This is a genomic window from Rhodopseudomonas sp. BR0C11 (genome assembly GCF_010820945.1).
GTDB classification, from domain to species: Bacteria; Pseudomonadota; Alphaproteobacteria; order Rhizobiales; family Xanthobacteraceae; genus Rhodopseudomonas; species Rhodopseudomonas palustris_H.
Genome location: NZ_QTKI01000002.1, coordinates 1 through 16,539 on the forward strand (window position 1 = coordinate 1; position 16,539 = coordinate 16,539).

The 16,539-nt window shown below is 65.5% G+C and carries 19 protein-coding genes, 1 tRNA gene and 1 pseudogene; 9 read left to right on the forward strand and 12 right to left on the reverse strand.

The features are described from left to right. From DYI24_RS00470 to DYI24_RS28715, 4 genes and pseudogenes are all read left to right on the forward strand, one after another. Nucleotides 1-214 (forward strand): GNAT family N-acetyltransferase (locus tag DYI24_RS00470; protein WP_164570864.1); only part of this gene is annotated, 214 nt, incomplete at its 5' end. Nucleotides 215-291: 77 nt separating this feature from the next. Beyond that, nucleotides 292-831, forward strand: coding sequence for an inorganic diphosphatase (gene ppa / locus DYI24_RS00475; RefSeq protein WP_107342636.1), 540 nt, complete (start codon nt 292-294; stop codon nt 829-831). A 419-nt stretch (nt 832-1,250) separates the two neighbouring features. Continuing rightward, nucleotides 1,251-1,703 (forward strand): annotated as a pseudogene (locus DYI24_RS28710) (M20/M25/M40 family metallo-hydrolase); the annotation flags it as partial. Nucleotide 1,704: 1 nt separating this feature from the next. Continuing rightward, nucleotides 1,705-2,316 (forward strand): M20/M25/M40 family metallo-hydrolase, encoded by a 612-nt coding sequence (locus DYI24_RS28715; RefSeq protein ID WP_502706322.1) that lies wholly within the window; start codon nt 1,705-1,707, stop codon nt 2,314-2,316. A 176-nt stretch (nt 2,317-2,492) separates the two neighbouring features. On the opposite strand, the gene folD is transcribed toward DYI24_RS28715, so the two are convergent. The 3 genes from folD to DYI24_RS00495 form a co-directional block, all read right to left on the reverse strand. Further along, entirely contained in the window at nt 2,493-3,380 is an 888-nt protein-coding gene (gene folD, locus DYI24_RS00485; protein WP_107342638.1) for a bifunctional methylenetetrahydrofolate dehydrogenase/methenyltetrahydrofolate cyclohydrolase FolD, read from the reverse strand. Between the two features lie 106 nt (nt 3,381-3,486). Continuing rightward, complete coding sequence (locus tag DYI24_RS00490) at nt 3,487-3,813, reverse strand: DUF167 domain-containing protein (protein WP_012494136.1); 327 nt, start codon at nt 3,811-3,813, stop codon at nt 3,487-3,489. Between the two features lie 24 nt (nt 3,814-3,837). Then, complete coding sequence (locus DYI24_RS00495) at nt 3,838-4,128, reverse strand: YggT family protein (protein ID WP_012494137.1); 291 nt, start codon at nt 4,126-4,128, stop codon at nt 3,838-3,840. Between the two features lie 200 nt (nt 4,129-4,328). On the opposite strand from DYI24_RS00495, the gene DYI24_RS00500 reads away from it, so the two are divergent. Beyond that, nucleotides 4,329-4,404 (forward strand) — tRNA-Ala (locus DYI24_RS00500). 186 nt (nt 4,405-4,590) lie between these two features. Here DYI24_RS00500 and DYI24_RS00505 read toward each other — a convergent pair. The 7 genes from DYI24_RS00505 to DYI24_RS00535 all read right to left on the reverse strand — a co-directional run bounded on the left by DYI24_RS00505 (nt 4,591) and on the right by DYI24_RS00535 (nt 11,135). After that, nucleotides 4,591-5,403: an enoyl-CoA hydratase gene (locus DYI24_RS00505; RefSeq protein WP_164570865.1), complete on the reverse strand. Its 813-nt coding sequence runs from the start codon at nt 5,401-5,403 to the stop codon at nt 4,591-4,593. 80 nt (nt 5,404-5,483) lie between these two features. Beyond that, nucleotides 5,484-5,984, reverse strand: a complete 501-nt coding sequence (locus tag DYI24_RS00510) for a nuclear transport factor 2 family protein (RefSeq protein ID WP_164570866.1) — start codon at nt 5,982-5,984, stop codon at nt 5,484-5,486. Nucleotides 5,985-6,086: 102 nt separating this feature from the next. Further along, nucleotides 6,087-6,884 carry a glutamine amidotransferase gene (locus tag DYI24_RS00515; RefSeq protein WP_164570867.1) on the reverse strand — a complete coding sequence of 266 codons (798 nt, stop codon included), beginning with the start codon at nt 6,882-6,884 and terminating at the stop codon, nt 6,087-6,089. A 118-nt stretch (nt 6,885-7,002) separates the two neighbouring features. Beyond that, nucleotides 7,003-7,782, reverse strand: a complete 780-nt coding sequence (locus DYI24_RS00520) for an SDR family NAD(P)-dependent oxidoreductase (protein WP_164570868.1) — start codon at nt 7,780-7,782, stop codon at nt 7,003-7,005. Nucleotides 7,783-7,964: 182 nt separating this feature from the next. Further along, complete coding sequence (locus tag DYI24_RS00525) at nt 7,965-8,492, reverse strand: tellurite resistance TerB family protein (RefSeq protein ID WP_164570886.1); 528 nt, start codon at nt 8,490-8,492, stop codon at nt 7,965-7,967. A gap of 136 nt (nt 8,493-8,628) precedes the next feature. Continuing rightward, nucleotides 8,629-10,014 (reverse strand): cytochrome P450, encoded by a 1,386-nt coding sequence (locus DYI24_RS00530; RefSeq protein WP_164570869.1) that lies wholly within the window; start codon nt 10,012-10,014, stop codon nt 8,629-8,631. Nucleotides 10,015-10,133: 119 nt separating this feature from the next. After that, on the reverse strand, nt 10,134-11,135 hold the full coding sequence (locus tag DYI24_RS00535) for a 2-hydroxyacid dehydrogenase (RefSeq protein ID WP_107342645.1): 1,002 nt from the start codon (nt 11,133-11,135) through the stop codon (nt 10,134-10,136). Between the two features lie 234 nt (nt 11,136-11,369). On the opposite strand from DYI24_RS00535, the gene DYI24_RS00540 reads away from it, so the two are divergent. Then, the gene (locus DYI24_RS00540; RefSeq protein ID WP_107342646.1) at nt 11,370-11,894 is read left to right on the forward strand and encodes an SH3 domain-containing protein; all 525 of its coding nucleotides are present in this window, start codon (nt 11,370-11,372) and stop codon (nt 11,892-11,894) included. Nucleotides 11,895-12,000: 106 nt separating this feature from the next. On the opposite strand, the gene irrA is transcribed toward DYI24_RS00540, so the two are convergent. Continuing rightward, entirely contained in the window at nt 12,001-12,492 is a 492-nt protein-coding gene (irrA, locus tag DYI24_RS00545) for an iron response transcriptional regulator IrrA (protein ID WP_107342647.1), read from the reverse strand. A gap of 257 nt (nt 12,493-12,749) precedes the next feature. Here irrA and fabA point away from each other — a divergent pair, with 257 nt between their 5' ends. From fabA to fabI, 3 genes are all read left to right on the forward strand, one after another. Next, nucleotides 12,750-13,277 (forward strand): bifunctional 3-hydroxydecanoyl-ACP dehydratase/trans-2-decenoyl-ACP isomerase, encoded by a 528-nt coding sequence (fabA, locus tag DYI24_RS00550; RefSeq protein WP_107342648.1) that lies wholly within the window; start codon nt 12,750-12,752, stop codon nt 13,275-13,277. 61 nt (nt 13,278-13,338) lie between these two features. Further along, nucleotides 13,339-14,565 (forward strand): beta-ketoacyl-ACP synthase I, encoded by a 1,227-nt coding sequence (gene fabB, locus DYI24_RS00555; protein WP_164570870.1) that lies wholly within the window; start codon nt 13,339-13,341, stop codon nt 14,563-14,565. A gap of 158 nt (nt 14,566-14,723) precedes the next feature. Beyond that, entirely contained in the window at nt 14,724-15,533 is an 810-nt protein-coding gene (fabI, locus tag DYI24_RS00560) for an enoyl-ACP reductase FabI (protein WP_164570871.1), read from the forward strand. 352 nt (nt 15,534-15,885) lie between these two features. Here fabI and DYI24_RS00565 read toward each other — a convergent pair whose 3' ends face one another. Continuing rightward, the gene (locus tag DYI24_RS00565) at nt 15,886-16,404 is read right to left on the reverse strand and encodes a DUF3060 domain-containing protein (RefSeq protein WP_164570872.1); all 519 of its coding nucleotides are present in this window, start codon (nt 16,402-16,404) and stop codon (nt 15,886-15,888) included. Nucleotides 16,405-16,539: the final 135 nt, after the last annotated feature.

The following is a 16,539-nucleotide window of genomic DNA, read 5'->3' on the forward strand; positions in this document are numbered from 1 at the left end:
GTTCCAGGGGCTCGGCTTCGGCCGCCGCCTGTTCGCCGCCGCCCGGCGCGATCTGGTGCAGAGCGGCCTGAAGAGCATGGTGATCTGGGCGCTGTCGGATAACGAGCCGGCGACCGAATTCTATCGCGCTCTCGGCGGCCGGATGGTGGCCCGCTCGTCGGAGCGGTTCGGGCCGAAGTCGCTCGACAAGGTTGCGTTTGCCTGGAGCAACTAAGCTTTTTTGCGCTGGCGAACGCCGCCAGCGCAGGCTATTCCGGTGGTTCCTGAAATCAAATCAGTCTGGAGCTCTTGATGCGCATCGACGCAATCCCCGTCGGCGTGAACCCTCCGTATGACGTCAACGTCATCATCGAGGTGCCGGTCGGCGGTGAGCCGATCAAGTATGAAATGGATAAGGCTGCCGGTACCCTGGTGGTCGATCGGTTCCTTTATACCTCGATGCATTATCCGGGGAATTACGGCTTCATCCCCCACACCCTGTCGGACGACGGCGACCCCTGCGACGTGCTGGTTGCCAACACCCGCGGCATCGTGCCGGGCGCGGTGATGAGCGTGCGGCCGGTCGGCGTGTTGTACATGAGCGACGAAGCGGGCCACGACGAGAAGATCATCGCGGTGCCGTCGTCGAAGCTGACCCAGCGCTACGACCGCATCAAGACCTACTCGGACCTGCCGGAGATCACGCTGGCTCAGTTCCAGCACTTCTTCGAGCACTACAAGGACCTCGAGCCCGGCAAGTGGGTCAAGGTGGTGCGTTGGGGCGGTGCCGACGAAGCCCATAAGCTGATCCTCGAAGGCCTCGACCGGGCCAAGCAAGCCAAGAAGGGCTGAGCGGCCGGACGAAACGCCGGCGAACAGGAGTTCTGATGCGCCGGCTGCTTCGATGGATTCGTAACCTGGTCGCGATCGCCGTCCTGGCGGTCGCGGTCCTGGCAGGCGTGCTGGCCTACAACACCTTCCGGCACGGCTCGCGGCAGATCGATGTCGCCGCGGTGCCGCCGATCGCGATCGACGAGCAGGGCGCCGCGCAGCGGCTGTCGCAGTCGATCCGCTTCCAGACCATCTCCAATTTCCTCAATCCCGAGCAGGACGCCGAGGCGCTGCGCGGCTTGCGCGCGCACATTGAGGCCAGCTTCCCGGCGTTCCACGCGGCGGCCAAGCAGGAGGTCGTCGGCGGTCACAGCCTGCTCTACACCTGGGCAGGCAGCGACCCGCAGGCCAAGCCGATCGCGCTGCTCGCGCATCAGGACGTGGTGCCGATCGCGCCGAAGACCGAAGCAGACTGGCAGCAGCCGCCGTTCAGCGGCGCGATCGAAGGCGGCTTCGTCTGGGGCCGCGGCTCGTGGGACGACAAGGGCAACCTCTACGCGATGCTGGAGGCTGCCGAGCTGATGGCCAAGCAGGGCTTCCGGCCGAAGCGGACGATCTATTTCGCGTTCGGCCATGACGAGGAAGTCTCCGGCCTGCGCGGGGCGGCCAAGATCGCCGAACTCTTGGCCTCGCGGAACGTCCGGCTCGACTTCGTGCTCGACGAAGGGCTCCTGATCACCGACGGGGTGATGAAGGGCCTCGACAAGCCGGCCGCGCTGATCGGCGTCTCCGAGAAGGGCTACGCCACGCTGGTGCTGACGGCCCGCGGCACCCCGGGCCATTCGTCGATGCCGCCGCGCGACCCATCTCGAAGACAACCGGCTGCCGATGCGGATCCGCGGCTCGGTGGCCGAGATGTTCGACACGCTGGCGCCGGAGATGAGCGGCTTCAGCCGGGTCGCGCTGTCGAACCTCTGGCTGTTCCGGCCGCTGCTGCTGCGCGAATTCGCCAAGAGCGGCACCACCGCGGCGATGGTGCAAACGACGACCGCGCTCACCGTGTTCAATGCCGGCGACAAGGACAACGTGCTGCCCGGCGTCGCCGAGGCCAGCGTCAATTTCCGCCTGCTGCCGGGCGACACCCAGACCAGCGTCACCGATCACGTCCGCAGCGTGGTGGCCAACGACAAGATCGCGGTGAGCGGCTTCGAAGGCAATTTCGATCCGCCGCCGGTGACCGGCACCAGCAGCCCGTCGTACCAGGCGCTGAACCGCACCATCCGCGAGGTGTTTCCCGACGTGATCGTGGCGCCGGGCCTGATGATCGCGGCAACCGACTCGCGCCACTACGCCCAGGTCGCCGACAACATCTTCCGGTTCTCGCCGGTCCGCGCCACGCCCGAAGACCTCAAGCGCTTCCACGGCACCAACGAGCGCATCAGCATCAAGAACTACGCGGACATGATCCGGTTCTACGTGCGGCTTATGCAGAGCACGGCGGGCTGAAGCACCGCGCCTCCGGTCACGGCACCGTGCGTGACTTAACGCGCATCGTCATTGCCGGGCTCGACCCGGCAATCCATCATCTTGGTCAAACGCTTGTTTCGCGCGCTTCCGCGCGATGGATACGCGGGTCAAGCCCGCGTATGACCTCTGTGGAGGAAGCGGCTCAGCGCTTCTGCTTACACCGCCGGCTTCGGCAGGCCGTGGATCGCGCAGGCGGCGCGGACGGTGTTGACCAGCAGGCACGCCACCGTCATTAGGCCGACGCCGCCGGGGACCGGCGTAATCGCGCCGGCGACCTCCTTGGCCTCGTTGAACGCGACGTCGCCGAGCAGCTTGTCCTTGCCGCCGTCCTTGCCCGGCGTCCGGTTGATGCCGACGTCGATCACGGTGGCGCCCGGCTTGATCCAGTCGCCCTTCACCATCTCGGCCTTGCCGACCGCGGCGAACACCAGATCGGCCTGGCGGCACAGCGCCGGCAGATCGCGGGTGCGCGAATGCGCGATCGTCACGGTGGCGTTCTCGTTCAGCAGCAATTGCACCAGCGGCTTGCCGACCAGATTGGAGCGGCCGATCACCAGCGCGTTCATGCCTTCGAGCGAGGCGTGCACCGTCTTGGCCATGATGATGCTGCCCAGCGGCGTGCACGGCGTCAGCGCGAACAGGCCGGAGGCGAGCCGGCCCGCATTGGTCGGGTTGAGGCCGTCGACGTCCTTGGCAGGATCAATCGCGTCAATCACCGCATTGCTGTCGAGCCCCTTGGGCAGCGGCAACTGCACCAAAATGCCATGCACCGCCGGATCAGCATTGAGCTTTGCGATCAGCGCCATCAGCTCGGCCTGCGGAACATCGGCCGGCAGCCGGTGCTCGAACGAGGCCATGCCGGCCTCCTGGGTCTGCTTGTGCTTACTGCGGACGTAGACCTCGGAGGCCGGGTCGTTGCCGACCAGCACCACCGCCAGGCCCGGCGTGATGCCGTGCTCGGTCTTCAGCCGCGCGACTTCCGCGGCGACGCGGGCGCGTAGCTCGGCCGAGATGATTTTTCCATCGATGATCCGGGCTGTCATGTCGTCCTCTTTGCCTGTCCCAGCCGATGCGTCCGCATCGAAATGACAACGCCTCCCCGGAGCGGAGAGGCGAACGGTGGATCGCCCTCGCGGGCCTCCCGGGTGATTATTCGGCGGGCTTGGCCGCCACCAGGCGGCGCAACGCCTCGCCGAGCTGTTTTGGATCGCCGTCGATCGCGATCTGTTTCTGCCGCGAGGTCGCGCCCGACAGCAGCCTTACATTGCGCTTCGGCACGCCGACCGCCTTGGCCAGCAGCTCCGTCACTGCCCGGTTGGCCTCGCCGCCATCGGCGATCGCCCGAACCCGCACTTTGACCACCGGCCGCCCGTCGGACAGCGTTTCCAGCCCATCGATGTCGTCGCGGCCGCCGCGCGGGGTCACCCGCACCGCTACCGCGACGCCCTGAGCCGAATACCGCCAAGCTTCCGCCATGCCGCCTCCGCCTGCCCGGCGCGGTTAGAACACCGCCGGGTAGATGTAATAGGTGATCACGCGCTGCAGGAACATGATCAGAAGGATCAGGATGATCGGCGAGATATCGAGGCCGCCGAGCGAGGGCAGCAGATTACGAATCGGCGCCAGCAGCGGCTCGGTGATTCGGTACAGGAACTCGGACACCGCGCCGACGAACTGGTTGCGCGTGTTCACCACGTTGAAGGCGATCAGCCAGGACAGGATCGCGGAGGCGATCAGCAGCCAGATGTAGAGATCGAGGATGATGAGAACGATGTCGAGAATGGCGCGCATGGCGGGGGAAAACTCGCGGTTTCGGTCGCGGAAAGCTCGAGCCGTAGATATCGGTTCACCCCCGTCCAAACAAGGGAACTCGGCGGCAATAAAGCCGCGGCCGGCCGATTTCGATCCGTCCTGTCGTCCTTGACTTGGCCGCGACCTGCACTGTAAATGGCGGCGTTCGCTGGCCGGGACGACATGTCCTGACCGCGCAAGGGGCCATAGCTCAGCTGGGAGAGCGCATCGTTCGCAATGATGAGGTCGGCGGTTCGATCCCGCCTGGCTCCACCAACTTTCCGAGACCAAGACGGAAAGTTGGCGACCTTCGCGACACGATCCCAGCACGGTTTTTCTTAAATCTAGGACGAACCCTCGGTCTTCGACCGCTGATTTCTCGCATCTGAACCTTTGATTGCCCGACAGCCGGCTGACGGCCGCCGAGCGTCCCCATCGAGACGCCCGGCGGTCGACTCTCGATCACACGCTGCTGAAGCGCGGCGGGCGCTTTTCGACGAAGCTGGCGACGCCTTCCTTGAAGTCGGCGCTGGCGAGCGAAATCGCCATCTCGCGATTGGCCTCGATGGTCGCTTCCGCCAGGGTCTGGAAAGGCACGTCGTAGAGCTGGCGCTTGATCACCCGCATCGAGGCCGGCGCGACGTTGTCGGCGAGGTCGCGGGCATAGGCGTAGGTCTGCTCCCGAAGCTGATCGGCCGGATACAGCCGGTTCACCAGTCCCATCCGCAGCGCCTCGTCGGCCGACACACGGCGGGCCGACAGCAACAGATCGAGCGCGTTGGCGTGCCCGACAATCTGCGGCAGCATCCAGGAGATGCCATGCTCGGCGATTAGTCCGCGCCGCGCGAAGGCGGTGGTGAACACGGCAGAGTCGGCGGCGAAGCGGACGTCGCAATACAGCGCGTGGACCATGCCGATCCCGGCCGTGGCGCCGTTGAGCATGCCGATGATCGGCTTCCCGATCGAGGGATAGAACGCGTAGCGGGTCTGCCAGTCGGCCCTGCGATTCATGTCGAACGGCGGCAGATCGGCGGCACGGCGCACGTCGGATGGATCGATGTTCTGCAGCACCTCCATGTCGGCCCCGGCGCAGAAGCCGCGGCCGGCGCCGGTCAGCACGATGACGCGCACGTCGCCGTCCGAAGCCGCCTGCTGCATTGCAGCCCGCACCTCGCGCTCCATCACCGGCGTCCATGCATTCATGCGGTCCGGCCGGTTCAGCGTGATGGTCGCGATCCGATCCGCGACCTCATAGAGGATGTCCTGGTAGCTCAACGGCGTTTCTCCCTTTGTTGATTGTTGTTGGGCGCACGACCAGCATCGTGCGCGTCGTCGCCCGCCGTGGGCGACAGATGTCAGGCGCGGCGCGAGCCCTTGGGCCGGGCCAGATAGTCCTGGGTTTCGGGGCGCTGCTGCAGCCAGCCGCTCCATTTGCGGAAGACTTTGGCCATCCGCTCAGGTGCGACGCCGAGCTGCGCCATCGCCACGCCGCCATTGACCGATTCGTGATACTCCGCGATCAGCTCGCCGCGCAGCACGAAGCGGCTCATGCCGTCGATCACCACGCGCTGGCCTGCAAAGTCGGGTACGGTCGAGGTGAAGCTCGACAGCGACCATGCGTAGCCGAGGTCGCCGTTGCAGACGGGGTCGAACATCTCCCAGCGATAATCGGCGGCGTCGCGATGAAACAGCTCCTGCATCATCGCGGCGATCTCGGCGCGTCCGGTGTGCGGGCCGTAGATGTAGTCGTGGTACGTCGCGTCTTCGGTGAAATGGTTGGCGAACTTTGCGCCGTCGCCGGATTCCGCCGCGCGAGTCAAACTCTCCAGCAGCCGCGCGAATTCCTCGCTCGTCATGCGCACTCCCTTGCTGCCCCGGTCATGGCCGCCGAAGCTTGGCAGGAGCTTAGCAATCGCCGCGGCCGCGAGGGAAGCGGATTTGCGGCGGGGAGCCCGGCGCTATTCCGCGGCCTCACGCAGCGCCGTCACCGGTGCGCCGAGGGGCGCGCGTGACAGCCAGTGATCGAGGAAGTGTTCGAGCCAGATCCGCTCAGCGAGATCGTGCACGGCGCGTTCGGCAAAATGCTCGCGCCGCGGCCGCGCGCCGGGAAGCGACAGCCGCTCCTCTCCCTTGGTGGTCCAGCGATGCATCATCGCCCAGGTCACGTCGGGATGGAATTGAAAGCCGAAGGCCGTATCGCTGCGGATCGCCTGCACCGGAAAGTCGCCGCCTTCCGCCAGCAGATCGGCGCCGGCCGGCAGCTCAAAGCCTTCGACGTGCCAGTGATACACTTGCCGCGGCCAGTGCGCGCACATCGCGCGGCCCGCGGCGGTGGGGCGAATGTCGTAGTAGCCGACTTCGGCGCGGCCGTGAGGATGCGGTGCCACGCGGGCGCCGAGCTGTTTGGCCAGCATCTGCGCGCCAAGGCAGATGCCGAGGAACGGCCGCCGTTCCTTCAGCGGCACGGCGATCCAATCGATCTCACGGCGGATGTAGTCGTCCGGATCGTTGGCGCTCATCGGACCGCCGAAGATCACCGCGCCGGCGTGTTCGTCGAGCGACGGCGGAAGGGAATCGCCGAACCGCGGCCGGCGAATGTCCAGCGGATGGCCGAGCGCGCGCAGCGCATTGCCGACGCGGCCGGGCGTCGACGTCTCCTGGTGCAGAACGATCAGCACCGGTCTCGGATCATTGGTCTTTGCAGGCTGCAGCGCAGGCGAAGATGCCCGGCCGCAATCGGTCAGTCGAACAAGCATGGGAGGGTCAGTCCAGAGCCGCGCCGAACAGAATTGCCGCACCGCCGATCAGGATGTCCGGCGGAAGATGACAAATTCTTAAAGCAAAGCTCGGGCCAGATCATGGCCCTGCGAAATATCAGCGACGGCGCAACTGGAAGCCGCTGACTGCGGCGGCGATGAAGCCGCGCGGGAAGAAGCGCAGCAGGAACGGCACGATCTTCACGCCAAGGCCCGGCAGCACGATCCGCTTGTTGTCCATCAGGCCCTGATAGGCCTGACGCGCGACCTCTGCGGGCGACACGTTGAGCACGGCGCTGTCGAAACCGGGCTCGAAGCCGGCGCGGTCCTGGAACTCGGTCTGCACCGGGCCCGGACAGAGCGCGGTCACGCGCACGCCTTTAGGACCGAGCTCCTGATGCAGCGCTTCGCTGAACGACAGCACATAGGCTTTCGACGCGTAGTACACCGCCATGCCGGGGCCGGGCAGGAAGCCGGCGATCGACGCGACATTGAGGATGCCGCCGCGAAGGCGGGCGATGCTGTCGGCAAACCGCAGCGTCAGATCGGTCAGCGCCCTGATGTTCAGGTCGATGATACCAAGCTGGCTTTCGCGATCGAGCTCGACCGCGCGGCCAAACAGACCGTAGCCCGCATTGTTGATGAGGTACTCGACCTCGACGCCCGCCGCGTTCAGAGCCGAGATGATCTGTTCGGCGGCGCCCGGCTGGCCGAGATCGCACGCGATCACGATCGGCTCCGGTCCGCCGTTGGCGCGAATGTCCGCCGCAAGGGATTCGAGGCGGTCGCCGCGCCGCGCCACCAGGGCCACGCGATGAGCATTGTCTGCAAAAATTCGCGCCAGTTCGACACCGATCCCGGCCGATGCGCCTGTAATCAACGTCACTCGTTCAGTCACGACAGGAAACTCATGTTTCAAATGGGCCGAACGGCCTCCGGGGAACAGCTATGGCCTTATGCGGGAAGCAAGCAGCGTGCAAGGGCCGATGCGACTTGCAGGGCCGAAACGCACGCTGATGCAGCGAGGCGTGGCGGGACAAATACGGGTTCCCGTTACCCGAGGTTTCGCCGGATTTCTGGTTAGTTCGCGGAATCGACCTCAGGCATACTTCCCATCGTACCGCCCTGGGCAGCGGCACTGGGCGCGACCGGAGCCTCGGCAGCTACCTTCTGGCGCAGGGTGACGCGGTCGCGGGTCGAGACCGCCAACAGATCGGCTGCACGCCACACCACGTTCTCTTCGAATTCGGTGACGGTACCGTCGGCGTACACCAGCTCCCACATCATTTCGACGATCCGCAGCCGGCCTTGCTCATTGACCGAACGCATGATCACGCTGGTGAAATGGTAAAGGTCGACGGCTTCGCCCTCGATCAGCGTCGCCGAGGCAATCAGCCGGGACGCAGTCGCGGCGTCGAGACCGAAGCGCTGTTCGAGCAAAGCGTGCAGCTTTTGCTTTTCGACCTCCGACGGGTCGCCATCGATCGAAATCACATGAATCAGCAGCGCCGTCGCGGCGAGGCGGTAGCCGCCCTCGTCGAGCGTCAGCTCATCCGGGGCGCTCGGGGCGACGACGTCGGTGATGAATTGGCGCAGTTTGTCCAGCATCGTCTCTCGTCTTTCGATGGGGGCGACGGCTCGTCGCTCTATGACGTGGAAAGGGAACGCTCGCAATCCTGCCCCGGTTCCGGGGAGTTCCATGACGGTTTGGCAATGCGAACGGGGTTTGTTGGTGCCGCAAGGCTCACCGGGCGGTGAGCCGGAACCGCGGCGACCGATCAGGCTGGGTGGTGACGACCCCAATCGGGACCACCGGCTCGGAATCGATCAGCTCGATCCGGAAGTTGCCGACCACCTTGGCCAGCGCCAGCGTGGCTTCGACCAGGGCGAAATGCGCCCCGATACAAACCCGCGGGCCGACGCCGAACGGCAGATAGGCGAACCTGTCGGGCGGCGGCGCGCCCGGCAGAAAGCGCTCGGGCACGAAGGCGTTCGGATCGCTCCAGAGCTTCTCGTGCCGGTGCAGCAGCCACGGCGCGATCAGCATCACGTCGTGCCGACGAACCGCAAAGCCCGCGACCTGGTCGGGCCCCGCCGCTTCCCGCACGATCAGGAATGCGGGCGGATACAGCCGCAGCGTCTCGTCGAGCACCGCACGTGTGAACGGCAGCCGATCGATCTCGGCGCCACCGAGACCGACCCGGCGAACCTCACTGGCCAACCGCTCCTGGGTGTCTGGATCCAGCGCCAACAGGTACAGCGCCCAGAACAGCGCGGTGGCGGTGGTCTCGTGCCCGGCCAGGATCATGGTGGCGACCTGATCGCCGAGCTGCGCGTCGGAGAAGGCTTCACCGGTTTCCGGGTCGCGCGCCGCCAGCATCAGTTCGAACAGGTCGCGCGGCGGCGCGCCTTCCGCCTTGCCGGCTGCTCGTCGCGCGGCAATCAGTTCGCCGATGAAGCGCGTCCAGCGCCGGCGAAACAGCGCGCGCGAAACATCCTGCGGCGTCGGCCAGCCGAGCGGCAGCAACAGATCGAGAAACCGCGGGCTCGCCAGCCGGGTGCCGTAGTCGATCACGAAGCTGCGCAGCGTCTGACCGTGCGTTCCCATCTCGAACGAGAACATCGTCCGCCCGGCGATCTCCAGCGCCAAATGCTGCATGGTTTCGCGCAAGTCCACGGGAGCGCCGGTCTTGCGATGCAGCCCCTCGACCACCTCATCGGTGGCCGATGCCATATGCGGCAGCAGCGTCGCGACGGCGCGCGGGGTGAAGGCCGGCGCCAGCGTCCGGCGCTGATGCTTCCAGGCGCGGCCTTCGGCCAGCAGCAGGCCCTCGCCGAGCATCGGCCGCAGCACGCGGATTCCGGTCGCCGTGCGGTGATAATTGTCGACATTGTCGACCAGCACGTGGCGGATCGCGTCCGGCGTGTTGAGGATGTAGCTGGAGTGGGCGAAGAACCGGCCCCTGACGACATCGTCCTGGTAGGCGCGGTCGCCCCAGCTCGCGATCGCATTGTGGCGGATCGCGGCGAGCCGGCCGAGCGCCGAGAGATTCTCCGGCGCGCGCGGCGGCGTCGGCGGGATCAGCGGCGCACGGGGTGCCGGGCGGTCGTCGATTGCGGCGATGCTCACCTCGAACCCACTCCCTCGTCGTTGTCCAACGAAGGTAGTGTGGGAAACAGGCAGGGAGAAGGCGCCGGTGGAACCCGCAAGCGAGGCGTTCGGCCGCAGCGTGGCGGCCCAAACTAGGCTCAGAGCATGCCGGGCAGGACGCGATCCGGCGGCTTGTGATTATCCAGGAAGGTGCGGATGTTGATGATCACCTTCTCGCCCATCTCGACGCGGCCCTCGATGGTGGCCGAGCCCATGTGCGGCAGCAGCACGACCTTGCCGTGCTTGGCGAGACGCACCAGCTTCGGATTGACCGCCGGCTCGTGCTCGTAAACGTCGAGGCCGGCGCCGGCGATGTCACCGGCTTCGATCAGCTTGGTCAGGGTTTCTTCGTCGATCACCTCGCCGCGGGCGGTGTTGACGATGAAAGCGTCCTTGCGGATCAGCTTCAGCCGCCGCGCCGACAGCAGATGGAACGTCGCCGGGGTGTGCGGACAGTTCACCGAAATGATGTCCATCCGCGCCAGCATCTGGTCGAGCGAATCCCAGTAGGTCGCGCCGAGCTCGTCGGCGATCCGCGGGGCGACCGGCTTGCGGTTGTGATAGTGGATCTGCAGCCCGAAGGCGCGAGCGCGGCGCGCCACCGCCTGGCCGATCCGGCCCATGCCGATGATGCCGAGCCGCTTGCCGCCGAGCCTCCGTCCGAGCATCCAGGTCGGCGACCAGCCGGGCCACTCGCCGCCGTCGGTCAGGAGCGCAGCCCCTTCGATCATCCGGCGCGGCACCGCCAGGATGAGCGCCATGGTCATGTCGGCGGTGTCTTCGGTCAGAACTTTGGGGGTGTTGGTGACGGTGATGCCGCGCGCATGCGCTGCGGCCACGTCGAGATTGTCGATGCCGTTGCCGAAATGCGCGATCAGCCGCAGCTTGCAGTCGGGCTGGTTGACCATCGCGGCGGTGATCTCGTCGGTCACCGTTGGTACCAGGACGTCGGCGGTGCGGGCGGCTTCGGCGAGTTGCTCGGCGGTCATCGGGACATCGTCGAGATTCAGCCGGGCGTCGAACAGCTCACGCATCCGGGTTTCGATCGAGTCCGGAAGCTTGCGGGTGACGACGACCAGAGGCTTTTTCTTAACCGACATTCCAACGCTCTCTGACGAGCTTAACGAGATCGTTTAGTCCCCGTTAACTCAGCTGTTCGACACTCCCGCAGCAGCGTGACCACAGGGGCCGGTCCCGACCATAAGGTCCCTTCCGTTCCTTGGGTTACCGGATGCCTTCCGGCCTTCTCTAGCAGAAGACCGCGCCAAGACAAGGACCCCTGGGTTTCGCCGGAGACGGCCGCGCCGCAAATCCCGCGACGAAGAGGCGTGTCGATGTCGATGAAATACCTGATGGCGGTAACGGCGTTCGCAGGTGCGATGATTTGCGCTGCGACCTTCGCGCACGCCGGCAAGGAGTCACCGTTGTCGGCGAGCGGACTGCCGGTGCCGCGATACGTCAGTCTTAAGTCTGATCACGTCAATGTCCGGGTCGGACCGACCAAGGACAACGACGTCGCCTGGGTCTACACCCGCGCGGGCCTGCCGGTCGAAGTCACCGCCGAGTTCGAGAACTGGCGGCGGGTCCGGGATTCCGAGGGCGCCGAGGGTTGGGTGTACCACTCGCTGCTGTCCGGCCGCCGCACTGCCGTTGTCACCATGAAGGACAAGGACGGCTTGGCGCCGCTGTATGAGAGCGCCAGCTCCGGCAGTGCCGTGGTGGCCCGGTTGCAGGCCGGCGTGGTGGCGCAGGTCAAGCGGTGCGACATGAAATGGTGCCGGATCGTCGGCAGTGGCTTCGACGGCTGGATCGAGAAGCTGCAGCTGTGGGGCGTTTACGCCGACGAGCAGGTCAACTGATCGCGCCGTAGCCGATCCCTGACGCCGGCGAGGGTGCGTAAAAAAGCCCGAGGGCAGGCTGCGCTCGGGCCATAACCATCACCAAGAATAACTCGAAAGACCGCGTTCAGCCCTTCTTTCGCAGCCGCACAACGACGTCGACCCGGGCGATTTCGTAGCCATCGGGAACATCCGGCGTCGCCTTGAGCTCGAGCTCGGCATGGGGAATGTCGATCAGCTCGTGGTTGTTCTCAAGGTAGAAGTGCTGGTGCGCCGACACGTTGGTGTCGAAATAGGTCTTGGTGCCGTCGACGCTGACCTGACGCAGCAGGCCGACTTCGGTCAGCTGGTTCAAGGTGTTGTAGACGGTCGCCAGCGACACCGGGACCTTGGCCTGGCTGGCCTCTTCGTACAGCATTTCCGCCGTCAGATGGCGGTCGCCCTTGCCGAACAGCAGCCAGCCCAGCGCCATGCGCTGACGGGTCGGACGCAGGCCGACCGACTGCAGCATCTCGTTGACATCATGCCACGGGCAGCCGTTCAGCCGAGGTTCTGCGTGCGAGTGCGCCTCGTGCGCCGGTTCCTCTTGCAAAAATGCCACTCGTTCACCGATGTCCACTTCCGCAACCCCTAATGCGCGCCTGTTGGAAACTCGACCGTCTGATTATAGGAAGCATTCCTTGTTGGTGCAAGCGCTTCGCAACTAGCGAAGCTCGGTCGATTTGCTTAAGTAAGATCACGGAGGTGCCGCTAGGCGGGGCAATATGCCTATGTTACAGACCCGCGCATTCACCGGACGCGCTTCGCGCACGCACCGAATCGGCCGCGTGGGCAGCCAAAAACCTCACGATCGAATCAAGAAGAAGGCATCGTCGCATGCGGGACCGTCGCTCCAGCTACGAATATGAAGATCTGCTGGCCTGCGGCCGGGGCGAACTGTTTGGCGCGGGCAACGCCCAGCTGCCGCTGCCGCCCATGCTGATGTTCGACCGCATCACCATCATCACCGAGGACGGCGGCGAATTCGGCAAGGGCCAGGTTCGCGCCGAGCTCGACGTCAAGCCGGACCTCTGGTTCTTCGCCTGCCACTTCAAGAACGATCCGGTGATGCCGGGCTGCCTCGGCCTCGACGCGATGTGGCAGATGGTCGGCTTCTTTCTCGGCTGGGTCGGCGGCGAAGGCCCGGGCCGCGCGCTCGGCCTCGGGGAACTAAAGTTCACCGGCCAAGTGCTGCCGCACATCAGCAAGATCGTTTACAATGTCGACATCAAGCGGGTGATGCGCTCGAAGCTTTGGCTCGGCATTGCCGATGGCTGGCTTTCGGCCGACGACGAGATCATCTACCGCGCAAAGGATCTGAAAGTCGGTCTGTTCAAGCAGACGGCGCAGCCGGTCGGCGGCTAGCGAGTGCTAGCCGAGCCGTGTCTTCAGCCGCGAGCGACCCTGGAGTGAACGAGGCGATCACATGAGACGAGTTGTTGTGACGGGGATGGGGATCGTCTCGTCGATTGGTAACAACACCCAAGAAGTTCTGGCGAGCCTGTACGACGCCAAGTCCGGTATTTCGCGTGCCGAAAAGCATGCCGAGCTCGGCTTCCGCTCGCAGGTCCAGGGCGCACCGACGCTGAATCCGGCCGATGTGGTCGATCGTCGCGCGATGCGGTTTCTCGGTGAAGGCGCGGCATGGAACCACGTCGCGATGGAGCAGGCGCTCGCCGATTCCGGGCTGGAAGAGTCCGATATCTCGAACGAGCGCACCGGCATCGTGATGGGCTCCGGCGGCCCGTCGGCCCGCACCATCGTCGAAGCCGCCGACATCACCCGCACCAAGGGCCCGAAGCGCGTCGGTCCGTTCGCGGTGCCGAAGGCGATGAGCTCGACGGCGTCGGCCACTCTGGCGACCTGGTTCAAGATCAAGGGCGTCAACTACTCGATCTCGTCTGCCTGCGCGACCTCCAACCACTGCATCGGCAACGCTTACGAGCTGATCCAGTGGGGCAAGCAGGACGTGATGTTCGCCGGCGGCTGCGAGGAACTCGACTGGTCGCTGTCGGTGCTGTTCGACGCGATGGGCGCGATGTCGTCGAAGTACAACGACACCCCGGCCACCGCCTCGCGTCCCTATGACGTGTCGCGCGACGGCTTCGTGATCGCCGGCGGCGCCGGCGTCTTGGTGCTGGAAGAGCTCGAACACGCCAAGGCGCGCGGCGCCAAGATCTACGGCGAAATCATCGGCTATGGCGCGACCAGCGACGGCTACGACATGGTGGCGCCGTCGGGCGAAGGCGCCGAGCGCTGCATGAAGATGGCGCTGGCAACCACCGGCGGCATCAAGATCGACTACATCAATCCGCACGCCACCTCGACGCCGGCCGGCGACCCGCCGGAAATCGGCGCGATCCGCAACGTGTTCGGCAACGAGGACAAGTGCCCGCCGATCTCGGCCACCAAGGCGCTGACCGGCCACTCGCTCGGCGCCACCGGTGTGCAGGAGGCGATCTACTCGCTGCTGATGATGCAGAACGGCTTCATCTGCGAGAGCGCCCACATCACCGAACTCGATCCGGCCTTCGCCGACATGCCGATCGTGCGCAAGCGCGTCGACAACGCCAAGCTCGGCGCCGTGCTGTCGAACTCGTTCGGCTTCGGCGGCACCAACGCCACGCTGGTGTTCAAGCGGCTGGAGGCGTGATCGCCGGTGTTCGGCGTGCCGATGCCGGACAATCGAAGTGTTAGGATGATCGTCATGGCCGGGCTTGTCCCGGCCATCCACGTTTTTGAAGCACGGTTGAGCCGCGGGTCGTGGATGCCCGGGACGAGCCGGGGCATGACGCAGAGGGAAACAACGACATGCAACAACTGATGCAGGGTAAGCGCGGGCTGATCATGGGCGTCGCCAACGACCATTCGATCGCTTGGGGCATGGCGAAGACGCTGCACGCGCACGGCGCCGAACTCGCCTTCACCTATCAGGGCGAAGCGCTGGCCCGCCGGGTCAAGCCGCTGGCGCAGTCGCTGAATTCCGATCTGGTGCTGCCCTGCGACGTCGAAGACATCGCCAGCGTCGATGCGGTGTTCGATACGCTGAAGGACAAGTGGGGCAAGCTCGACTTCGTCATTCACGCGATCGGCTTCTCCGACAAGAACGAGCTGCGCGGTCAGTACATCGACACCAGCCGCGCGAACTTCTCGCGCACCATGGTGATCTCCTGCTTCTCCTTCACCGAGGTCGCCAAGCGGGCCGCCGCGCTGATGCCGGATGGCGGCGCGATGATAACGCTGACCTTCGGCGCCTCCGAGCGCGCGATGCCGAACTACAACGTGATGGGTCTTGCCAAGGCGGCGCTGGAAGCCAGCGTGCGCTATCTCGCCTGCGACCTCGGCCCGAAGGGCATCCGCGTTAACGCCGTCTCGGCCGGTCCGGTGCGGACGCTGGCCGGCGCCGGCATCGGGGACTCGCGCGCGATGTTCGGTTTCATGGAAAAGCACTCGCCGCTCGGCCGCGGCGTGACGCTGGATGAACTCGGCGGCTCGGCGCTGTATCTCTTGTCGGACCTCTCCGGCGGCGTCACGGGCGAAACCCACTACGTCGATTCCGGCTACAACATCGTGCTGATGCCGAAGCCGGATGCACTGAAGGCGGACGCCGACAAGGCGTAGCGGATAAGCCGGGCTCTCGCCCGTCGTCTCCTATCAGCAGGCAGTCTGGCGAAAGGCACTTTGCGCTTAGTCCAGCGTGGTGGGTTGCGGCGAACGCTGCTGCCGTGCCTGGGGCGCCCTCACCCCAGCCCTCTCCCGCAAGCGGGAGAGGGAGCGCGCCGTGCTGGTGGAGACGCATCGAACTCAACGTTATCATCGATAATCTGATGAGCTAACGAGTCCATGCGAGGCCTCTCCCCAGCCGCTGCCGGACTCCCTCTCCCGCTTGCGGGAGAGGGTTGGGGTGAGGGCGACGCGCGTCGCAGCGTCCGTCATCCTGGCGAAAGCGGGGATGCGGCCGGCAGGGCCGCGCTTACTTCTTCCGCTTGATCGAATTCAGCGCGCCGGACGAGCGGATTTCGGGATTGGGTGCGCCGTCTGCCTTCGACCACTCGACGACCTGCTCGACGCCGCCGACGTCCAGCCGCGACGGGCCGGACAGCTCCAGCGTGATCTTGTTATTGGCGCCGGTGGCTTTCAGCTTGCCCGGCTCGTCGCCGGCTTCCAGCGTCGTCGTCACGATGTTCTTCGCCACGCTGACCACGACGTCTTTGGCGCGGCCGCCGTTGACGATGTTGTCCGAGCCCGACACCGACAGCGTCTGCCCCTGCTCGAAACTGACCTTGTGCTTGCTGCCATGCACCGTGATGGTGCGGCATTGGCCAGTCAGAGCGATCTCGTTCTCCGCGCCGTACACGCCGACATTCTTGCCCTGACAGTCGACGTCGCGGCTGATTCCGATGCCTTGAATCGTCAGCTCATCGTCGTCGGCATGAGCGAGGCCGACAACGGCCAGCATCGCAGCGGTGATCACAGGCAGGCGAAGCAGCATCAAGACATCCTTGCGTTGTTGAAGGGACGTAAAGGAAAGCAAACCGATCAAGTATCGTCAACGCACGCCAGAAAAATGGAACCGGAGCGACGTGCAGACATTTCGCGAGATGGGCAAACTGATCGAGGTTCGCGT

What these genes read in the sequence shown, in the direction of transcription:
- fabB (WP_164570870.1), top strand. Translation starts at nt 13,339, where the DNA reads ATGAGACGAGTTGTTGTGACGGGGATGGGGATCGTCTCGTCGATTGGT.
- DYI24_RS00510 (WP_164570866.1), bottom strand. Translation starts at nt 5,984, where the DNA reads ATGACGAGCGAGGAATTCGCGCGGCTGCTGGAGAGTTTGACTCGCGCG.
- fabI (WP_164570871.1), top strand. Translation starts at nt 14,724, where the DNA reads ATGCAACAACTGATGCAGGGTAAGCGCGGGCTGATCATGGGCGTCGCC.
- DYI24_RS00525 (WP_164570886.1), bottom strand. Translation starts at nt 8,492, where the DNA reads ATGCTGGACAAACTGCGCCAATTCATCACCGACGTCGTCGCCCCGAGC.
- DYI24_RS00495 (WP_012494137.1), bottom strand. Translation starts at nt 4,128, where the DNA reads ATGCGCGCCATTCTCGACATCGTTCTCATCATCCTCGATCTCTACATC.
- DYI24_RS00535 (WP_107342645.1), bottom strand. Translation starts at nt 11,135, where the DNA reads ATGTCGGTTAAGAAAAAGCCTCTGGTCGTCGTCACCCGCAAGCTTCCG.
- DYI24_RS00565 (WP_164570872.1), bottom strand. Translation starts at nt 16,404, where the DNA reads ATGCTGCTTCGCCTGCCTGTGATCACCGCTGCGATGCTGGCCGTTGTC.
- fabA (WP_107342648.1), top strand. Translation starts at nt 12,750, where the DNA reads ATGCGGGACCGTCGCTCCAGCTACGAATATGAAGATCTGCTGGCCTGC.
- folD (WP_107342638.1), bottom strand. Translation starts at nt 3,380, where the DNA reads ATGACAGCCCGGATCATCGATGGAAAAATCATCTCGGCCGAGCTACGC.
- DYI24_RS00540 (WP_107342646.1), top strand. Translation starts at nt 11,370, where the DNA reads ATGTCGATGAAATACCTGATGGCGGTAACGGCGTTCGCAGGTGCGATG.
- DYI24_RS00515 (WP_164570867.1), bottom strand. Translation starts at nt 6,884, where the DNA reads ATGCTTGTTCGACTGACCGATTGCGGCCGGGCATCTTCGCCTGCGCTG.
- ppa (WP_107342636.1), top strand. Translation starts at nt 292, where the DNA reads ATGCGCATCGACGCAATCCCCGTCGGCGTGAACCCTCCGTATGACGTC.
- DYI24_RS00490 (WP_012494136.1), bottom strand. Translation starts at nt 3,813, where the DNA reads ATGGCGGAAGCTTGGCGGTATTCGGCTCAGGGCGTCGCGGTAGCGGTG.